At 64.4% G+C, this 15,858-nt stretch carries 20 protein-coding genes and 1 pseudogene; 10 read left to right on the top strand and 11 right to left on the bottom strand.

Annotated features, from left to right (window positions below):
* The 3 genes and pseudogenes from ACT6UX_RS21670 to ACT6UX_RS21680 form a co-directional block, all read left to right on the top strand.
* Positions 1-158: pseudogene (locus tag ACT6UX_RS21670) on the top strand (IS630 family transposase); the annotation flags it as partial.
* 369 nt (positions 159-527) lie between these two features.
* Positions 528-695: a hypothetical protein gene (locus tag ACT6UX_RS21675; RefSeq protein ID WP_444777228.1), complete on the top strand. Its 168-nt coding sequence runs from the start codon at positions 528-530 to the stop codon at positions 693-695.
* Between the two features lie 130 nt (positions 696-825).
* Positions 826-996 (top strand): hypothetical protein, encoded by a 171-nt coding sequence (locus ACT6UX_RS21680; protein WP_444777229.1) that lies wholly within the window; start codon positions 826-828, stop codon positions 994-996.
* A 72-nt stretch (positions 997-1,068) separates the two neighbouring features.
* Here ACT6UX_RS21680 and ACT6UX_RS21685 read toward each other — a convergent pair whose 3' ends face one another.
* From ACT6UX_RS21685 to ACT6UX_RS21695, 3 genes are all read right to left on the bottom strand, one after another.
* Positions 1,069-1,311 (bottom strand): hypothetical protein, encoded by a 243-nt coding sequence (locus ACT6UX_RS21685; RefSeq protein ID WP_444777230.1) that lies wholly within the window; start codon positions 1,309-1,311, stop codon positions 1,069-1,071.
* A 54-nt stretch (positions 1,312-1,365) separates the two neighbouring features.
* Positions 1,366-1,605 carry a hypothetical protein gene (locus tag ACT6UX_RS21690; RefSeq protein ID WP_444777231.1) on the bottom strand — a complete coding sequence of 80 codons (240 nt, stop codon included), beginning with the start codon at positions 1,603-1,605 and terminating at the stop codon, positions 1,366-1,368.
* Positions 1,606-2,384: 779 nt separating this feature from the next.
* Positions 2,385-3,377: an OmpA family protein gene (locus ACT6UX_RS21695; protein WP_444777232.1), complete on the bottom strand. Its 993-nt coding sequence runs from the start codon at positions 3,375-3,377 to the stop codon at positions 2,385-2,387.
* A gap of 68 nt (positions 3,378-3,445) precedes the next feature.
* On the opposite strand from ACT6UX_RS21695, the gene ACT6UX_RS21700 reads away from it, so the two are divergent.
* Both ACT6UX_RS21700 and ACT6UX_RS21705 read left to right on the top strand, forming a co-directional pair.
* Positions 3,446-3,649 carry a hypothetical protein gene (locus ACT6UX_RS21700; RefSeq protein ID WP_444777233.1) on the top strand — a complete coding sequence of 68 codons (204 nt, stop codon included), beginning with the start codon at positions 3,446-3,448 and terminating at the stop codon, positions 3,647-3,649.
* Between the two features lie 134 nt (positions 3,650-3,783).
* Positions 3,784-3,966: a hypothetical protein gene (locus tag ACT6UX_RS21705; protein ID WP_444777234.1), complete on the top strand. Its 183-nt coding sequence runs from the start codon at positions 3,784-3,786 to the stop codon at positions 3,964-3,966.
* Here the strand turns inward: ACT6UX_RS21705 and ACT6UX_RS21710 are convergent.
* Together ACT6UX_RS21710 and ACT6UX_RS21715 are read right to left on the bottom strand one after the other, a co-directional pair.
* Complete coding sequence (locus ACT6UX_RS21710; RefSeq protein WP_444777235.1) at positions 3,959-4,165, bottom strand: hypothetical protein; 207 nt, start codon at positions 4,163-4,165, stop codon at positions 3,959-3,961. The two genes, ACT6UX_RS21705 and ACT6UX_RS21710, sit on opposite strands and share 8 nt — an antisense overlap.
* Before the next feature lie 964 nt (positions 4,166-5,129).
* Positions 5,130-5,543 (bottom strand): hypothetical protein, encoded by a 414-nt coding sequence (locus tag ACT6UX_RS21715; RefSeq protein ID WP_444777236.1) that lies wholly within the window; start codon positions 5,541-5,543, stop codon positions 5,130-5,132.
* A gap of 307 nt (positions 5,544-5,850) precedes the next feature.
* Between ACT6UX_RS21715 and ACT6UX_RS21720 the strand changes: the two genes are divergently transcribed.
* The 5 genes from ACT6UX_RS21720 to ACT6UX_RS21740 all read left to right on the top strand — a co-directional run bounded on the left by ACT6UX_RS21720 (position 5,851) and on the right by ACT6UX_RS21740 (position 11,144).
* Positions 5,851-7,899, top strand: coding sequence for an NAD(+) synthase (locus ACT6UX_RS21720; protein ID WP_444777237.1), 2,049 nt, complete (start codon positions 5,851-5,853; stop codon positions 7,897-7,899).
* A gap of 91 nt (positions 7,900-7,990) precedes the next feature.
* Entirely contained in the window at positions 7,991-8,398 is a 408-nt protein-coding gene (locus ACT6UX_RS21725; protein WP_444777238.1) for a rhodanese-like domain-containing protein, read from the top strand.
* A 7-nt stretch (positions 8,399-8,405) separates the two neighbouring features.
* Positions 8,406-10,019: a class I adenylate-forming enzyme family protein gene (locus ACT6UX_RS21730; RefSeq protein WP_444777239.1), complete on the top strand. Its 1,614-nt coding sequence runs from the start codon at positions 8,406-8,408 to the stop codon at positions 10,017-10,019.
* Positions 10,020-10,041: 22 nt separating this feature from the next.
* Positions 10,042-10,512, top strand: a complete 471-nt coding sequence (locus tag ACT6UX_RS21735; protein WP_444777240.1) for a DUF3237 domain-containing protein — start codon at positions 10,042-10,044, stop codon at positions 10,510-10,512.
* On the top strand, positions 10,512-11,144 hold the full coding sequence (locus ACT6UX_RS21740) for a LysE family translocator (protein WP_444777241.1): 633 nt from the start codon (positions 10,512-10,514) through the stop codon (positions 11,142-11,144). The genes ACT6UX_RS21735 and ACT6UX_RS21740 overlap by 1 nt, the downstream gene beginning before the upstream one ends.
* Before the next feature lie 84 nt (positions 11,145-11,228).
* On the opposite strand, the gene ACT6UX_RS21745 is transcribed toward ACT6UX_RS21740, so the two are convergent.
* The 6 genes from ACT6UX_RS21745 to ACT6UX_RS21770 form a co-directional block, all read right to left on the bottom strand.
* Positions 11,229-12,086 (bottom strand): alpha/beta fold hydrolase, encoded by an 858-nt coding sequence (locus tag ACT6UX_RS21745; RefSeq protein ID WP_444777242.1) that lies wholly within the window; start codon positions 12,084-12,086, stop codon positions 11,229-11,231.
* A gap of 1 nt (position 12,087) precedes the next feature.
* On the bottom strand, positions 12,088-12,471 hold the full coding sequence (locus ACT6UX_RS21750; protein WP_444777243.1) for a hypothetical protein: 384 nt from the start codon (positions 12,469-12,471) through the stop codon (positions 12,088-12,090).
* Positions 12,468-13,172, bottom strand: coding sequence for a DUF6134 family protein (locus tag ACT6UX_RS21755; RefSeq protein ID WP_444777244.1), 705 nt, complete (start codon positions 13,170-13,172; stop codon positions 12,468-12,470). Before ACT6UX_RS21755 ends, ACT6UX_RS21750 begins: the two co-directional genes overlap by 4 nt.
* Before the next feature lie 53 nt (positions 13,173-13,225).
* Complete coding sequence (locus tag ACT6UX_RS21760; RefSeq protein ID WP_444777245.1) at positions 13,226-14,410, bottom strand: CaiB/BaiF CoA transferase family protein; 1,185 nt, start codon at positions 14,408-14,410, stop codon at positions 13,226-13,228.
* A 118-nt stretch (positions 14,411-14,528) separates the two neighbouring features.
* On the bottom strand, positions 14,529-14,885 hold the full coding sequence (locus ACT6UX_RS21765) for a cupin domain-containing protein (protein ID WP_444777246.1): 357 nt from the start codon (positions 14,883-14,885) through the stop codon (positions 14,529-14,531).
* Entirely contained in the window at positions 14,882-15,838 is a 957-nt protein-coding gene (locus ACT6UX_RS21770; protein WP_444777247.1) for a hydroxymethylglutaryl-CoA lyase, read from the bottom strand. The genes ACT6UX_RS21765 and ACT6UX_RS21770 overlap by 4 nt, the downstream gene beginning before the upstream one ends.
* Positions 15,839-15,858: the final 20 nt, after the last annotated feature.

A 15,858-nucleotide genomic window follows, 5' to 3' on the forward strand; every position in this document is an offset into this window, starting at 1 on the left:
CCGATCGAAATGGCCTTCGCCAAGCTCAAGGCCCATCTCAGACGTATCGGCGCGCGTACAATCGATGCCCTCTGGAAGCCATCGGTGATATCTGCGCCCTCTACTCCCAGCACGAGTGCTGGAACTTCCTCAAAGACGCTGGATATGCTCCCGATTAAGCGCTCGATGCTCTAGCGATCACCCGGGCGAACCCGAAGGAGCGCTGGATGTCGGACAATCCTAAGCGGCGGCCGATGGTGTCCCGGTTAGTAGCAGGCCTTTTAGTGGGACTTGCTGCCCCCGTGGTCATTCCTGCCGGATCGGTATCGAGGCCGCCGTAGCGCGTCGCCGCGACCGTTGCCGATTACTGGACGATGGTCAGCCTGGATATGTCACAAGCGTTCCTCGGTCATCTGGAAAGGTAGAAGGCTTCGAGTGCCCGCCCGATGACGCGGTGCGGGGCTTTTTCGTAGGGCATTGCATATCGCGAACAACCTTGGAGCTGTATTGGAAAAGCAGCCACCGTTTGGGTGTAGTGCGACTGGGGAGTGTGGGGAATAAAAATCGACGAGCGAAGCGGCGCCATCGAGGTGGCGCGCCTGGTCGTGATCGAGAAGCTGGCGGCGTATCAGGACGATCCCGCGGACGACAGGCTCATTGCATTGGAAGAGGCGATCGAGAGGTGGCATAGCGCGGTGCGGGAGGGGCTCAACTAGACTGCTGTGGCGGCCGGACATGGCGCGCCGGGTGGTCGCCTAAGAGCTCGGTGGCTTCATCTCGAGGCCGCAGGTGGGCGACATCCCGCCCAGGCGAGAAACTTAACACCACCCGCGCCGTTACCCGGCCATGCCCGCCCGCAAACCGCCCCTCGGCCTCGCCCGCACCCTCCGCGACGACGCCTACAAGGTCACCGGCGGCCAGCCGATGAAATGGATCATGGTCGGCGAGCTTGGGCTGCGGCACCCGGATACCGCGATGCCAACCCTCGACGCGGCGCTGGCAATCGAGAAGGGCTGAATGACAGGAGAAGGGACGCAGGTGCGCTCGGTCTGCCTGACCGACGAAGGGCGACAGCTGGCGGGATAACGCTCAGTTCAGCGGCTCGTTGTCGGGAGGCCGTTGCATCGCACCGTCGGCGGCATCGCCGAGGTCCTGTGACATTGCTTTCAGCACCTCGGGGTCCACATTCGTGCGAACCAGGGCCATTCCATGAGGCCCGATCGCCATCAGGACATGCGGTGTGTCCGTCTCACCGATCTCTACCAAGCGCTGCTGAAGGATGTCGTGGACATCATTAAGAATCTTGTGGAGGGCGTCTGCTCGGTCAGTCATGACGGCGATCCTAGCAGAAGTTGCGCACATCTCGTCGTTCGACGCAGCGCGAGCTTAGTTTAGGGGCGGTTTAGGCCGACTCTTGATGGCCTCGTCAGCAATATCCATAAGCATCTCCGCCATGTTGCTCAGCACCTGCGGCACTACGTTGCTGCGGATCACGCCCGCACTGTTGGGCAGCGCTGCCAGCAGGACATGTTGGCTTTCAACTCCGAGTGCCTTCAGCCGCTCGCGTAACAGCGTGTCGACCTCAGTGAGGACTTCTTGGATCTCGCGGATTTTGCTGTCGATCATGGCTAAATCTTAGCTGTACTTAGCTGCGGAGTCAGTCCGGGGAGCGTCAGGACAGCCCCCGGCCTGGCCGCTAGGATCGCTGCCATGGCAATCTCTGCGCTCGATCGCGGTTCGTTGCGATGTTGGCCTGCCTGCTCAGGCCCTTCCCAAACTCAGGCCCGCTGCGCTGGTAGCGGGTTGTGCCTCTTACAGCGAGCGCGTTGTTGACAGCGGCCCCTGGGCTGCGCGTTCCGACGACTACGCTGTGGCGTGTGACGCCGCTCAGCCTCGATGATGCTCAGCGTCGCGGTGAGCTCTCCTGATAGCCAGGGCGTCGAAGTCGCCTTGGCGGAGACACGAAATAAAAGGCCCTGCGGCTCACTTGAGGGGACAAGACCGCAGGGCCGAGCCGAGTGCTGGCTGCTGCACTCGACCCGCCACAATGGTACGGTCCCGCAGCCGGCGCGCAAAGTTCGGTTTCGAACGATCGGCGAAAAGATACTTCGCGATGAGCGGCCGGTCAGCGCCCCGGAGGCCGTGTCTAAGGCGACTGATCACGATTGCTGAGTTCGAGATGCGGCACGCGACATCTTTTCAAGTTGGCGGTCCGACAACGCGCATGTACGCGGAGGGCAACCGCCCTGTTGCACCCCTGCTGCCGGTCGGCCAAGCCTCGCTCGACATTGACAGCTATCTCCCGATCGGGCGAGGCCGCTTTCCCTGGCCGGCGCTAATCGGGATCAATGTGCGGCAAAAAAGACGGCCTGCGAGCCGCCTTTTCTATGTCTGTATGGACTGTCTTACTGGATGACGATTTCAACTCGGCGGTTCTGCGGCTCGCGGACGTTCGGGCCGGTCTGCACCAGAAGGCCCTGCTCGCCTCGGCCCACTACTGCGATCGCGGTCGCCGGCACGCCCTCGCGCAGCAGCGCGTCCTTCACGGCGTTCGCACGACGCAGCGACAGCGCCATGTTGTAGCTCTCCGAACCCGACGTGTCGGTGTGGCCCGTCGCCGTGATGCGCGCGTTGCCCTTCGTCTTATAGGCGCCGGCAGCCTGCTTGATCGTGTTGAGAGCCTGCGCCGACAGGTTCGAGCGATCCCAGTCGAAGAACACCATGAACGACGGCGGCTCAACCGCCGGGGGCGGCGGCGGCGGGGGTGGCGCGGCCGCAACGAACTTGTACTGCAGTCCGAGCATGACGCTGAAGTTGTTGTTGGTCCACGTCGAGGGCTGGCCGAAGATATTGGTCACAGATGGGTTTGTCGTACCGAAGTAGCGACCGTCGAGGTTCATGCGGAAATTGTCGTTGAGCCTCCACCCCACGCCAACAATGCCCTGGTAGGCAAATGTCGTGCTAGCGAGCGACCCACATGCCTCGCAGGAACCGCTGCTATCGACGAAGCCGATGCCCGCACCGGCACCGACGTAAGGCGTGACGGCGGCAGTCGGAAAGAAGTCGTAGAGCACATTTACGAGAAAGCTGAGCTGATTGGATGTGTTATTGGCCTGGCCCCGGACGAAGGCCAGGTAGCCTACGGGAGTTTCACTGTACCTGGCCTCTAATTCGACACGCGGGCCGACGAAGTCATAGCCCGCAACTCCCCCAGCGACCCAGCCGAGGCCAGTGTTGGTAGGCGAGTTCCCCATCGATGTATTCAAGAGCCAATTCAAGCCGCCCTGGGCACCGACGTAGAAGCCCGGCTGCGCGGTTAAGGTCTGGTCGAACATGCCCTGAGCATGACCGGCCACAGGTGCGAGCGAAGCAACAGCCGCAAGCAGCAATCTTTTCACGTCGAAACCCCTCATTAGGAAGACAGCGGTGGGAATATGCACCAACTGCGAAGATACCACAACGATAGATGCGTCTAGTTCGCCCGACCTTCGCGCGGACCGAGTCCGACGGCATCGTCGGGCCGATTCACGAGAACGCGATACCGGTGCTGATCCGCACAAAGGACGCGGCCGAGCAGTGGATCGAGGCGCTGCCCGGGGAGGCCTTGCAGCTGGAGAAGTCGGCGCCTGACGACGCAATCCTGCTGGTGCCGGAGGCGAGGAAGGCTTAGCACGCGGGGTGTCTTCGAAGAAATTGCCTGCCGCTGCATCTGGGCGCTGGGCTGGCGGTTACCACAAATGCGCCAGAGTGGGATGATTTACGGTGGCGCCGGCTCATACGCCGCGATTTTGGGAAGGATGAGGAATGTCGGTCCGCGAAGCGCGTCAGATGGCCCGGGAAGCCGTGATCGAGAGGCTTGCCGCGTACAGGCGCGAGCCTTCCGAGGCGAGACTGCAATTCCTCAAGGTGGCGGTGGAACGCTGGCTGCAGGTCGTGGAAGCGGCCGACCTCGTCGAGGCGGGACCGTCGAGCGGGAAGCTCAGGTGAACGCCGGCTCTGCGCCGGTCTTCCTGACGTGTTCCATCTCCCGGATCTGCTGGGCCAGACGCAAGCCGTCGATCGATTCAAGATCGGCCGGTGTGGCGGCGACGATTTCGGAGACGGCGGCGATGAAGTCCGCCTCGCTGATGCACTCGCGGGTGACGCGGGTTTGTAGTGCTTTCAGGCCAATCCTGTAATCGTTCATGTTGGGCCCCGATTTCTCGTGAAGGTGGACTCGACGTGCGCTTGACGCATGCGATCCTTCATTGGCGTCGATCCGCTGAGCCCACATGACGGCGCTGCTCGCGAAGGGCCGTATTACGGTCATAAAGCCTACGCAAGCTGAGTTGCAATTTGCATCCCGTTCGCGCCCACGCCGACTGCTGCCCATCAAAATGCGCCTCCAGTTTGCCCGAGAACATAGCATCGGTGGACGACGTCCAATTGGATTGCACAAGAAATAAGGGTCGATTGGCCAATCCTGTCGCCTCGCTGGCTGGATCGCGCTCGAATCCTCGAGGCACATCGGTCACCAGGTGACCCCGTGTTCCGCACACGCGACATCGGTAGGGACAGGGCTCGTACTGCCGATCCTCCATGCCGCGCGCGATGATCATGTCTGCGAAGCTTCGGCGGCGATGGCACAGGACGTAGTGATGGCCGAGGATCGTCCGCAGGGCGCGCAAGGTTTCCGGCGGGTGGGGCCGGGGGCCGACCATCAGGAGGGTTCGCCGCCTGCGACCCCGAGCTGGGGACCGTTGTACGCGGCCGGCCCCGACCTCGTCTCGATACCCGACTCCGCGATCCATCGCTGCATCGCGTCGGCCTCGGCCTGCGTGGCGAAGTGGATGAGCCTACAGCCCCAGTCCGCATACGTGCCGGTGATCGAGTACCAGCCGGCCGGCCCGGCGATTCCATCGGCGGCGGCTCTCCACTCCGCGTCGTCAGCAGTTCGGAAGCGGTCTTCTCGTCGGAGGCGAGCGAAGTGGGGCTGTTCCAACCGCGCTTTGGGCGGACCATGGCGATCCCCGGTTGGCTGCGGCCCCACGCCCCGCCGCCTGGTTCTGTCCTCGGCCGGAGTCGTAGCGCTCGGCTGCCCGGCCGACGATCCCGGTCTTGCGCATGGCGGCGTGAGCGCGGCGCGGGGCTGCTGGCGGTGCTGTCGGCAGCTACCCGCCGAAAGTGCCCACCGCGTTGATTTGCCTGTGAAGATTCAGATCGACTCCAAGCCTCTCAACTTGGTCGGTCACCCACTTCTTGAGATTTTCTATCGTGTCGCCGGACATGTCGGGAGGCACCGTGAAAATTGCGGCGCCATGACCTACCGAATAGGCGGCAGCGCGCTGGAATTCGTGACCCTCCGGCAGGGCCGACAGACGACGGTTGAGTTCGTCGATCATCCGCTGGCCCAAACTCGCGCCGACGATGGACGGAGAGATCCTGACATCACGGAAGGGTTGCTCGGACCCCGTCATGCTGAAAAGGTCCTTCGTCAAGGGCCACAACTCGCTCTCGCGAGCCTCAACCAAGGCCAACAGGTCACGCCACACACCGATCGGGATGTTCGACTGCGCCTTGCTCATGTTGTCGACGCTGTTCGGACATTGAGTCAAGACAGCCAGCTGCTCCTTCCATTTACTTCTGTTCGCCGCCGGCCGAGTATAAGAGGCAGAGCAGCTGCGCGCGCAACTTGCGCGTACGTCACGTTTCGTTCTCACTTTTCTAGCGGCTGCAAAACATTGTTTATCAATGGGATAGGTGCTGGCATCCGCCTTGACATGGCAGTGGCCACAGGTTCGATCCCTGTCGCGCCCACAATCGCCTTCTCTCTCCAGCACCCTTGATCGGAACCGGTGTCCAAGGCACGAGTAGGGAATGGCTGGAGTTCCGATGTCCGATTTCTTTTCCCTCTACTCGCATGAGTTCGTGCGCGTGGCCTGCTGCGTGCCACGCACCCGCGTGGCCGATGCGGCCTACAATCTGGCCGAGACGCTGAAGCTCGCCGGACAGGGCGACGCCGCGCGCGCTTCCGTGATGGTCTTTCCCGAGCTGGGGCTCTCCTCCTATGCCCTCGAGGACCTGCTGCTGCAGGATGCGCTGCTCGACGAGGTCGAGCAGTCGATCGCCAAGGTCGTCGAGGCGTCGCGCGCTCTCTTCTCCGTCCTGATCGTCGGCGCGCCGCTGCGCGTGACCAACCGCCTCTACAACACCGCGGTCGTCGTCCATCGTGGCAAGGTGCTGGGCGTGGTGCCCAAGACCTTCCTGCCGAACTATCGCGAATTCTACGAGAAGCGCCATTTCATCTCCGGCGCCAACGTCATCTGCCAAGAGCTCGATCTCGCCGGGCAGACCGTACCCTTCGGCACCGACCTGCTGTTCAAGGCGACCGGTATCGATCTAACCTTCCATGTCGAGATCTGCGAGGACGTATGGGTGCCAATCCCACCGTCGAGCCACGCCGCACTCGCGGGGGCGGAGCTTCTGGTCAACCTGTCGGCCAGCAACATCACCATCGGCAAGGCCGAGGCGCGGCGGCTGCTGTGTGGCAGCCAGTCGATGCGCGCGGTCGCGGCCTACGCCTACTCGGCGTCGGGACGCGGCGAATCGACGACCGATCTCGCCTGGGACGGCCATGCCGCGATCTACGAGCTGGGCGACCAGCTCGTCGAATCCCAGCGCTTCGCGCTCGAGTCGAAGATGATCCAGGCCGACGTCGATGTCGGCCGCATCCGCCAGGAGCGGCTGCGCTACAACGGCTTCGCCGACTGCGCGCTGCAGGAGAAGGGACGGATCGAGCGCTTCCGGCACGTCCAGTTCGTCTTCGATCCGCCCGAGGAGGCGGTCGCACTCAACCGCGCGATCGAACGCTTCCCCTACGTGCCGTCGGATCCCGCCAAGCTGCGCGACAATTGCTACGAGGCCTACAACATCCAGGTGCAGGGGCTGGCGCAGCGCCTGCAGTCGAGCCACACGGAGAATGCCGTCATCGGCGTTTCGGGCGGTCTCGATTCGACGCATGCGTTGATCGTGGCCTGCCGCGCGATGGATCAGCTGGGCTTGAGCCGCAAGAACGTCCTCGCCTACACGATGCCGGGCTTCGGCACCTCCGACAAGACGTACACCAATGCCTGGCGGCTGATGAAGGCACTGGGCGTCACCGCGGCGGAGATCGACATCAAGCCGGCGGCGACCCAGATGCTGGCCGATATCGGCCATCCGTTCGGCAAGGGCGAGAAGGTCTACGACGTGACTTTCGAGAACGTGCAGGCAGGCCTGCGCACCGACTATCTGTTCCGCCTGGCCAACCAGCAGCGCGGTATGGTGGTCGGCACCGGCGATCTCTCCGAGCTGGGCCTGGGCTGGTGCACCTACGGCGTGGGCGATCATATGTCCCACTACAATCCCAACGGCTCGGTCTCCAAGACCCTGATCCAGCACCTCATCCGTTTCGTCGCCGCCTCCGGCGACGTCAGCCAGGATACGGCGGAGATCCTGCACGACATCCTGAACACCGAGATCTCGCCCGAGCTGATCCCGGCCGGCGAGAAGGGCGTGGTGCAGGCGACGGAGAGCTTCGTCGGTCCCTACGCGCTGCAGGACTTCAACCTCTTCTACCTGACGCGGCTCGGCTACCGGCCGTCCAAGATCGCCTTCCTCGCCTGGAATGCCTGGCACGACATCGAGACGGGCGCCTGGCCGGCCAACCTGCCGGAAGGAACGCGCCGCGCCTACACGCTGGAGGAGATTCGCGGCTGGCTGGCGCTGTTCCTGCGCCGCTTCTTCACCAACCAGTTCAAGCGCTCGGCCGTGCCCAACGGGCCGAAGATTTCCTCCGGCGGGTCGCTCTCGCCGCGCGGCGACTGGCGGGCTCCGTCCGACGGTAGCCCCGACGTCTGGCTGGAGGAGATGAAGGCCATTCCAGAGGCCGGCAAAAAATAGCGGTCGCGATTTCACGCGGCGGGCTGACCGTCGTTTGCGCGCTGCGGCCAAAATGCTACTGACGCTCGAAGGAAGCGCGTAGGAGGATTCGATGCCACTCGAGATCAAGAAGACGGTTCAGCAGATGGTCGACGAGGCCAACAGCCAGATCGAGACGCTGTCGCTGGCCGACGCGATGAAGATGCACGGCCAGCCGGGCGTGACCTTCATCGACATCCGCGATCCGCGCGAACTGTGGCGCGACGGGACCATCCCCGGCGCGATCAACGTGACGCGTGGCATGCTCGAAATGTGGATCGATCCCCATAGCCCCTACGCCAAGGATTACTTCCAGACCGGCAACAAGTTCGTGTTCTTCTGCGCCGGCGCCTGGCGTTCGGCCCTGTCGACCAAGACCGCACAGGACATGGGCCTCACCCCGGTCGCCCATTTCGAAGGCGGCTTCGGCGCGTGGAAGAAGGCCGGCGGCGCGGTGGAGACGGTCGAGCCCAAGAAGTAGCGCGGCCGTGAGCGCCGACCAGACCGCGCCCCAGCCTACCGTTCCGCAGCCGGTCATCGACGACATTCCCGAGTTCACGTCGATCCCGGCCTATATCGCGCGCCACGCGACGAACGATCCGGAAAAGCCGGCGGTGAAGTGCGACGGGGTCGTGCGGAGCTGGCGGGCGTTCGACGGGCGCATCAACCGGATCGCCCGGCGATTGTCGGAGATGGGGCTGGGGCGCGGCGACAAGGTCGCGATCCTGGCCGCCAACTCGATCGAGTATCTCGAGACGTTCATGGGCGGCCTGCGGGCCGGCGTCTGCGTCGTGCCGCTCTCGACCATGTCCGCCGCCGATGCGCTCGAGAAGATGCTCGACGATTGCGACGCCAAGGTGCTGTTCCTGTCGGACCAGTACCGTGCGCTGGTGGAACCCTACGAGGCGCGCCTGGGCAAGCTCGTGGCCGGCGGCCGCATCGCCTACGACTTCGCCCGGCCTGGCTGGCAGGATTTCGAAGCCTGGCTGGCGCCGGCGAGCGACGCGCCGTTCGAGACGGCGATCGGACCGCTCGACGATTTCAACATCATCTACAGTTCCGGCACGACCGGCCTGCCCAAGGGCATTCTTCATTCTCACGCGCTGCGCAGCCAGCTTCCCGTGCGCTTCCCGGCCTTCGACTACGGGCCCGATACGATCTCATTGGTTTCGACACCGCTCTATTCGAACACCACGCTGGTCGCGCTTCTGGCCACGGTCGGCGTGGGCGGCACGTCGATCCTGATGCGTAAGTCGGACGTGGTGAAGTTCCTCGGACTGGCTCAGGGCGAGCGAGCCACGCATGCCATGCTGGTACCGGTCCAGTACCAGCGCATCCTGGCTCATCCGGATTTCGGCAAGTACGACCTCGGCGCCTTCAAGGCCAAGCTCTCGACCAGCGCGCCGCTGCGTGCGCAGGTGAAGGCCGACTGCCTCGCGCGCTGGCCCGGCCGGCTGATCGAGATCTACGGCCTGACCGAGGGCGGCGGCAGCTGCATGCTCGAAGCCAACCTGCATCCCGACAAGCTCCACACTGTCGGCAAGCCTGGCTTCGGCGTCGAGCTCAAGATCCTCGACGAACAGGGCCGGGAGCTGCCGCAGGGCGAGGTCGGCGAGATCGCTGGTCGCGCCGAGATGATGATGAAGGGCTATTACAAGCAGGACGACAAGACGCGCGAGCTGTTCTGGCACGATGCCGACGGCCGGCTGTTCTTCAAGTCCGGCGATATGGGCAAGCTCGACGAGGACGGGTTCCTGATCCTGCTCGATCGCAAGAAGGATATGATCATCTCGGGCGGCTTCAACGTCTATGCTGCCGACATCGAGGTGCTCCTGTTGAAGCATCCCGACGTGATCGACGTCGCCGTGATCGGCGTACCCAGCGATCAGTGGGGTGAATCGCCGATGGCCTTGTGCGTACGCCGCGCCGGCGCGACGGTGAGCGAGGCGGCGGTGCGCGAATGGGCGAACGGCCAGCTCAGCAAGACGCAGCGCCTGGTCGCCGTCGAATTCCGCGACTCGCTTCCGCGCAGCACCATAGGCAAGATCATGAAACGCGAACTCCGCGCTCCCTACTGGGAAGGCCGGACGGCCAAGATCTGATGGTCAGGATTCGAGGATTAGCATGAGCGAACCGACACTCCGTTCCACCCATCTCTTCACGCTGACTCTTCAAGTCGATCCGATCCTCGTCGATGTCGGCGAGACGCCCTACGGACGCCGTCGCATCGCGACCGTGACCGGGGGCACATTCGAAGGCGAGGAATTGCGCGGTACCGTGCTGCCGGCGCCGGCCGGAGACTGGTTGCTGCAGCGCCGCGACGGCATCCTGCAGCTCGACGTGCGGCTCACGCTCAAGACCGACGACGGTCACCTCGTCTACATGAGCTATCGCGGCATGCGGCACGGCCCGGCCTGGGTGATCGAGCAGCTCAACAAGGGCGAGAAGGTCGATCCCAGCCAGTATTACTTCCGGGCCACGCCGTGGTTCGAGACGGCGTCGGAAAAGTATCGCTTCCTCAATCGCATCGTCTGCGTCTCGACGGGGCGGCGCGATCCCACCGGGCCGGTCTACGAAGTGTTCCAGATTCTCTAATGATCGATCTTTCGACCCTGGCTGTGTTCGGCGTGGCGGCGCTCGCGCTGACGATGACGCCGGGGCCGGACATGCTCCTGATCGCCTCCCGCAGCGCCAGTCAGGGCAGGGCGGCCGGTTTCGCCACTCTGGCCGGTATCCAGGCCGGCACCTACTGCCACGCCCTGGCGGCGGCGTTCGGCCTGTCACAGCTCTTCCTGATCGTGCCGCACGCCTACGATGCCGTGCGCTATGCCGGCGCGGCCTATCTCCTCTACCTTGCCTGGAAGACGGTGAGGTCCGGGGCCGTGAGCCTCACGCCTCAGGCGGGTGCGCCTCGCCAAGCCGTCGGAGTCATGTTCCGGCAGGGACTGCTCACGAACCTGCTGAACCCCAAGATGGCGCTTTTCGTCCTCGCGCTGTTCCCGCAGTTCGTTCAGCCTCAAGCGGATTCGTTGGTGCTCCAGATCCTCGTCCTGGCGAGCGTGCTCAATGCAATCGGGCTGATGGTCAACGGCGCGGTCATCGTGGGTGCAAGCCGCCTCAGCCGCGTCTTCTCCCGAGGAGGACGCTTTCGCCGCCTGCCGCAATATTTCCTCGGCGCCCTCTTCGCCGGCCTCGCCGTGAGGCTCGCGGTCGACAGTAGGTCCTAGACTTCATCTGTCATCCTGAGCGAACCGAAGGATCTCTTGCCAGCACGTAGTGCTCTGGTCGTTTCGTTAGGTCCTTCGCTGCGCTCAAGACGACGAAGTTGAAGCGATCGTCTCCAAGACGGGCAGGATGTATTCGCGGAACCTGGCCGGGTTCTCGCTCATCGGGAAATGGCCAAGCTCTTCCATGACCTTCACGTGTGCGCCGGGAATCTGGGCGGCGGTGCGCAGCGTGTCCTCGGCGGTGCAGGAGAAATCGTACTCGCCGGTCAGCAGGTAGAGGGGGCAGACCTTCGTGTCGATCGACTTCACTTTCTCGCGCAGGTCGCCGTCGACGCGATAGAAATAGAGATCGCCTTTGAAGATGCCGGGGCCGCCCTGCATGTACATCCACAAGGTCTCGTGGCGGCTGACCGGCGGGCTTTGCGGCGCGATCAGGCCCGAGATCAGCGCGGCGCAGACCTCGCCGCCATGCACGTCGGGACGGTGCAGCCACGCCGTGTCGTACCAGGGCTGCTGGAAGTCGGCGGCCTCCAATGCGATCAGAGCGCGGAACTCGGCCGCATGGGCAATGGCGAGGTTGAGCACGATGCGGCCGCCGATGGAGCAGCCCATCACCACGGGCTGGTCGAGCTCCAACGCCTGACAGAAGGCGCGGATGGCGGCGGTGTAGGAGGCGGTCGTCAACCGGTACTCGGTCTTCTCCCAACCATCCGGCGGTGTCGACTTGCCATGCCACGGCATGTCGAAGGCGATCACGCGGAAGCGGCTGGTGATCTCGGGATCGGCCATGATGTGGCGGAACTGCCGGCCGTCGGCGCCGGCCGTGTGCAGGCAGACCAGCGGGATGCCGCTGCCGGTCTCCTCGAAGTAGACGCGATGCGGCGTGCCGTCGATGTCGAGCCGCAGGTAGCGGCCGACCATGGGGTCGAGAACGGGCGCCATGTCAGGGGGCCTCCGGCAGGCGGCGCGGGAGCGCCAGCAGGTCCTTGAAATACTGCAGGTTCTGCAGCAGCGGCCGCAGGTCGCCTTGCAGCGAGGCCTCGCCCCGCTTGGTGAGCGCGAACAGGTCATGCCAGCCCGGTTCGGGCATCTTCCGCCAGTGATGTCGCCACGCTTCGTCGGTAGCGCGCACGCTGAAGGCGGTGGAACGCATCAGGCGTGGTCCGCGATCGAAGGAGGCGAGGGTGCCGTCCCTGAAGGTCAGATGGAAGGGCTCGCTGCCGATGTCGACCCTGCAGTCGACATTCAGCCAGCGGCCTCGCCGCAGCAGGTCGCCATCGTCAGCGAGGAGAGCAGGCAGCTTCGCAAAACAATCTGCAGGGATCATTCCTGCAGTATGTACTCGATCGTCGACCCGTCGGAAGCCTTGAATGAGGCCTTCACCCAGCGGCCGCGATCATCGAACCACTGATCCATCTCGACGTCGCCGGTGTAGGAATAGCGCGTCGCCTGCAGCGTGCCGTTGGCCGTCTTGACCGTCTCTCGACCCCGCGGCGTGATCTGGATCTTGGCGAGAGAGCCGTTCTGGCTGTTCAGCATGGCCGACTGCTTGACCTGGTTCAGGTTCCAGTGGGTCGACGGTATGGTTCCGGGCGGAAGCGTCTCCTGTCGGGCGCTGCCCTGCTGGAAGCCGACATCGTTGGCCGTGAGCTTCGGCGCACTGCCGCCATTGCGCACCACTGCGACGCCGCCGGCCTCATGCCGAGCCTTCACGCCGTATTTGGTGCCGTTGTCGTCGGTCTGAGTCGAGATCGACTCGAACGTGTTGCCGTTCCAGACCTCCTGGCCGCGATGCACGTAGCGGTACATGGTCATGCCGAGGACCTTGACCGAGAAGTCGATCGAGGTGGTCACGACCCGCTTGTCGCCATTCTGCTGGAAGGTGAGGGTGTGTGTTCCGATGCGTTCGCCGTTTCGGAAAGCGGCGAAAACATGGCTTTGGCCATACGGCAGGTCCTGCGCCGCCAGCGCTCCCGCCGAGCTGCAGCATCCCACCGCCATCAACACCAGTAGAAGACGTCGCATCATGTTTGGGCTCCTGAACCCTTTATACGCCCTCAGGAGCCCCCGGATCAGCCCCCTCAGACGACCCGGTCGGCCCTGAGACGCGCGATATCGTCGGCCCCGTAGCCAAGCTCCTGCAGGATCTGGTCCGTATGCTCGCCCAGGGTGGGCGCGCGGCGGCGGATCGTGAGCGGGGTGCGGGAGAGTTTCACCGGCTCCTGCAGCACCGGGACACCCATCCTGGCACCGGGATACTCCATGGAATGGAAGAACCCGGCCTCCTGGACGTGCTTGTCGTCGAGCGTCTGTTGCGGCGTGTAGACGGGACCGGCCGGAATGCGGCTGGCTTCGAGCGCCGCCAGTGTCTCCGCGACGGTGCGCGTGTCGCACCACTTCTGCATGATCGCCGACAGCGCCTCGCCATTGTCGCCGCGTGCGAGGTCGTCCTTGAAGCGAGGATCGGCCGCCAGGCTCTCGTCGCCCATCAGCTTGCACCAGCGCACGAACAGCGGCTGGCCGATCGTCATGGCGTAGATCCAGCCGTCCTTGCACTTGAAGGTGTCGGAGGGACCGGCGGTGAAGCCGCGATTGAGCGTGGCAATGCGATTGAGGTCGAGCATCGCCTGTTCGATCAGGTGTCCGTTGGTGATGTTGATGGCCGTGCGCAGCAGGGCGGTCTCGACCTTCTGGCCCTTGCCGCTCCTGCTGCGCTCCATGAGGGCCGCGAGCACGCCCACGGTGTTGAGCAGCGCGGTGCCGAAATCGACGAAGGGGGCGTTCATGCGGGTCGGCGTCTCGCCGTCGCCCGAGAGGTGCATGGCACCCGACATCGCCTGGCCGATCGTGTCGAAGCCGACACGCGTCTTGTAGGGGCCCTCCGAGCCGAAGGTCGAGGTGGTGGCGAGGATGATGCGCGGATTGAGGGCGGAGAGGCTCTCGTAATCGATGCCCATCTTCTGCAGGTCTTCATAGGGCAGGTTGGCGATCACCACGTCCGAAGCCGCCACCAGCTTCTTCACGATCTCGCCGCCCTCGGGTTTCATCGGGTTGAGGGTGAGGCCCAGCTTGTTACGGCCCATCTGCAGGAACATGGCGCCTTCGCCGCCCTCGACGACCGGGGTCACCCAGCGATCCTCGCTGCCCTCGAGCTTCTCGACGCGGATCACCTCGGCGCCGAGATCGGCCAGCATGGTGCCGCAGAACGGACCGGCGATGTAGCGGCCGAAATCGAGTACGCGGATGCCTTCAAGAACGCCTGACATTGCTTCTGCCTCCCTTGCGCCGGCCCTGGCGGGCCATGCTGCGACGGAGCATTAGCAGAGGTCGAAGGGCGGTTCTATTCCACGGCCGGATCCGTTCCGCGTGTAAGGGGCGCGGGCCTCAATCGAAGAAGGTGTTGGGCTTCAGGAAGATCGCCAGCATGAGGCAGCCTTCGTCGGTCCAGGCATCGTGGCGGCTGCCGGCGCGCCGCCAGACGTAATTGCCCGCCCGGCAGACGCCGGCATGGTCGGCAAACGATCCCTCGAGCACATAGGTCTGCTCGATGGCGACGTGCTCGTGCGCCGGCAGGCGCGCGCCCGGGGCCCAGCGCATCAGCACCGTCGAAAGACCCGTCTCCTTCTGCTCCATCAGGATCTTCCACTCGGCGCCGGGGAAGCGGGTCGGCTGCCACGGCAGCTCGGCGACGTCTACATATGTCGAGTTGGGAACCAGGCCCGTCGGCGCTGCGGCGTTCATGCGGCCATCCTCCGGCGCGCCGCCGTCAGCGTGCCACCGCGCATCAGATGGCCGGGCAGGGGGCGTCCCACGATCTCTTCGGCGAGCTTCGCGACCTCGATCAGGCGCTCGATGTCGAGCCCGGTCTCGATGCCCATCTCCTCGCACATGAAGGCGAGGTCCTCGGTGCAGATGTTGCCGGCCGCGCCTTCTGTCGCCGCGAACGGGCAGCCGCCCAGACCCGCGACGGAGGCGTCGAAGCGCGTGACCCCCAGGCGCAGGCCGGCATAGGCCGCGGCCGTGCCGATGCCGCGCGTATCATGGAGGTGCAGCGAAATCTGGAGATCCGGCCACTTCGACCGGATGGCGCCGATCAGCCGCTCGACCGAGGCGGGGGTGGCCCATCCCATTGCGTCGGTGAGTTTGATGCCCTTGAGTTTGAAGCCGGCCCGTTCGGCTTCGTCGAGCGCCAGCTGGACCCTCTGCGGGATCAGGTCGGTCGACAGCTCGCCTTCGTAGTTGCAGCCGAAGGCGCCGAGGATGACGCCCCACTCGACCGGCATACCGCGCTCCTTGAAGGTCTGGAGCGACAGGCGCTGCTCGATCATCGCGTCGGGCACCGACTTGCCGATGTTCTTGCGCGAGAAGGTGTCGGAGGCGGTGACCCGCACGCTGCCTTCGACATGCAAAGGGCCCCGAAGCGCACGCTCGAGGCCCTGCTGGTTCAGCCACAGCGCGCTGTATTGCACGCCGGGCTTGCGATCGATCCGGGAGGCCACTTCCTCGGCGTCGGCCATGGTCGGCACGCGCTTTGGATTGACGTAAGAAACGCAGGCGATACGTTTCAACCCGGTGTCCGCAAGCGCCTCGATGAGGCGGACCTTGTCGGCCACCGGGATCACCTTCTTCTCGGACTGGAAGCCCTCGCGAGGACCTTCCTCGTCGATGGTCACGCGCTTGGGCAGGTCCGACATCTCTTCCTCCTGGTGTCAGG

The sequence above is a fragment of the Reyranella sp. genome (genome assembly GCF_052439685.1).
Lineage (GTDB): Bacteria > Pseudomonadota > Alphaproteobacteria > Reyranellales > Reyranellaceae > Reyranella.

What these genes read in the sequence shown, in the direction of transcription:
- ACT6UX_RS21720 (WP_444777237.1), top strand. Translation starts at nt 5,851, where the DNA reads ATGTCCGATTTCTTTTCCCTCTACTCGCATGAGTTCGTGCGCGTGGCC.
- ACT6UX_RS21750 (WP_444777243.1), bottom strand. Translation starts at nt 12,471, where the DNA reads ATGATCCCTGCAGATTGTTTTGCGAAGCTGCCTGCTCTCCTCGCTGAC.
- ACT6UX_RS21760 (WP_444777245.1), bottom strand. Translation starts at nt 14,410, where the DNA reads ATGTCAGGCGTTCTTGAAGGCATCCGCGTACTCGATTTCGGCCGCTAC.
- ACT6UX_RS21700 (WP_444777233.1), top strand. Translation starts at nt 3,446, where the DNA reads ATGCGTCTAGTTCGCCCGACCTTCGCGCGGACCGAGTCCGACGGCATC.
- ACT6UX_RS21705 (WP_444777234.1), top strand. Translation starts at nt 3,784, where the DNA reads ATGTCGGTCCGCGAAGCGCGTCAGATGGCCCGGGAAGCCGTGATCGAG.
- ACT6UX_RS21770 (WP_444777247.1), bottom strand. Translation starts at nt 15,838, where the DNA reads ATGTCGGACCTGCCCAAGCGCGTGACCATCGACGAGGAAGGTCCTCGC.
- ACT6UX_RS21685 (WP_444777230.1), bottom strand. Translation starts at nt 1,311, where the DNA reads ATGACTGACCGAGCAGACGCCCTCCACAAGATTCTTAATGATGTCCAC.
- ACT6UX_RS21740 (WP_444777241.1), top strand. Translation starts at nt 10,512, where the DNA reads ATGATCGATCTTTCGACCCTGGCTGTGTTCGGCGTGGCGGCGCTCGCG.
- ACT6UX_RS21745 (WP_444777242.1), bottom strand. Translation starts at nt 12,086, where the DNA reads ATGGCGCCCGTTCTCGACCCCATGGTCGGCCGCTACCTGCGGCTCGAC.
- ACT6UX_RS21690 (WP_444777231.1), bottom strand. Translation starts at nt 1,605, where the DNA reads ATGATCGACAGCAAAATCCGCGAGATCCAAGAAGTCCTCACTGAGGTC.
- ACT6UX_RS21725 (WP_444777238.1), top strand. Translation starts at nt 7,991, where the DNA reads ATGCCACTCGAGATCAAGAAGACGGTTCAGCAGATGGTCGACGAGGCC.
- ACT6UX_RS21710 (WP_444777235.1), bottom strand. Translation starts at nt 4,165, where the DNA reads ATGAACGATTACAGGATTGGCCTGAAAGCACTACAAACCCGCGTCACC.
- ACT6UX_RS21680 (WP_444777229.1), top strand. Translation starts at nt 826, where the DNA reads ATGCCCGCCCGCAAACCGCCCCTCGGCCTCGCCCGCACCCTCCGCGAC.
- ACT6UX_RS21755 (WP_444777244.1), bottom strand. Translation starts at nt 13,172, where the DNA reads ATGATGCGACGTCTTCTACTGGTGTTGATGGCGGTGGGATGCTGCAGC.
- ACT6UX_RS21715 (WP_444777236.1), bottom strand. Translation starts at nt 5,543, where the DNA reads ATGAGCAAGGCGCAGTCGAACATCCCGATCGGTGTGTGGCGTGACCTG.
- ACT6UX_RS21765 (WP_444777246.1), bottom strand. Translation starts at nt 14,885, where the DNA reads ATGAACGCCGCAGCGCCGACGGGCCTGGTTCCCAACTCGACATATGTA.
- ACT6UX_RS21735 (WP_444777240.1), top strand. Translation starts at nt 10,042, where the DNA reads ATGAGCGAACCGACACTCCGTTCCACCCATCTCTTCACGCTGACTCTT.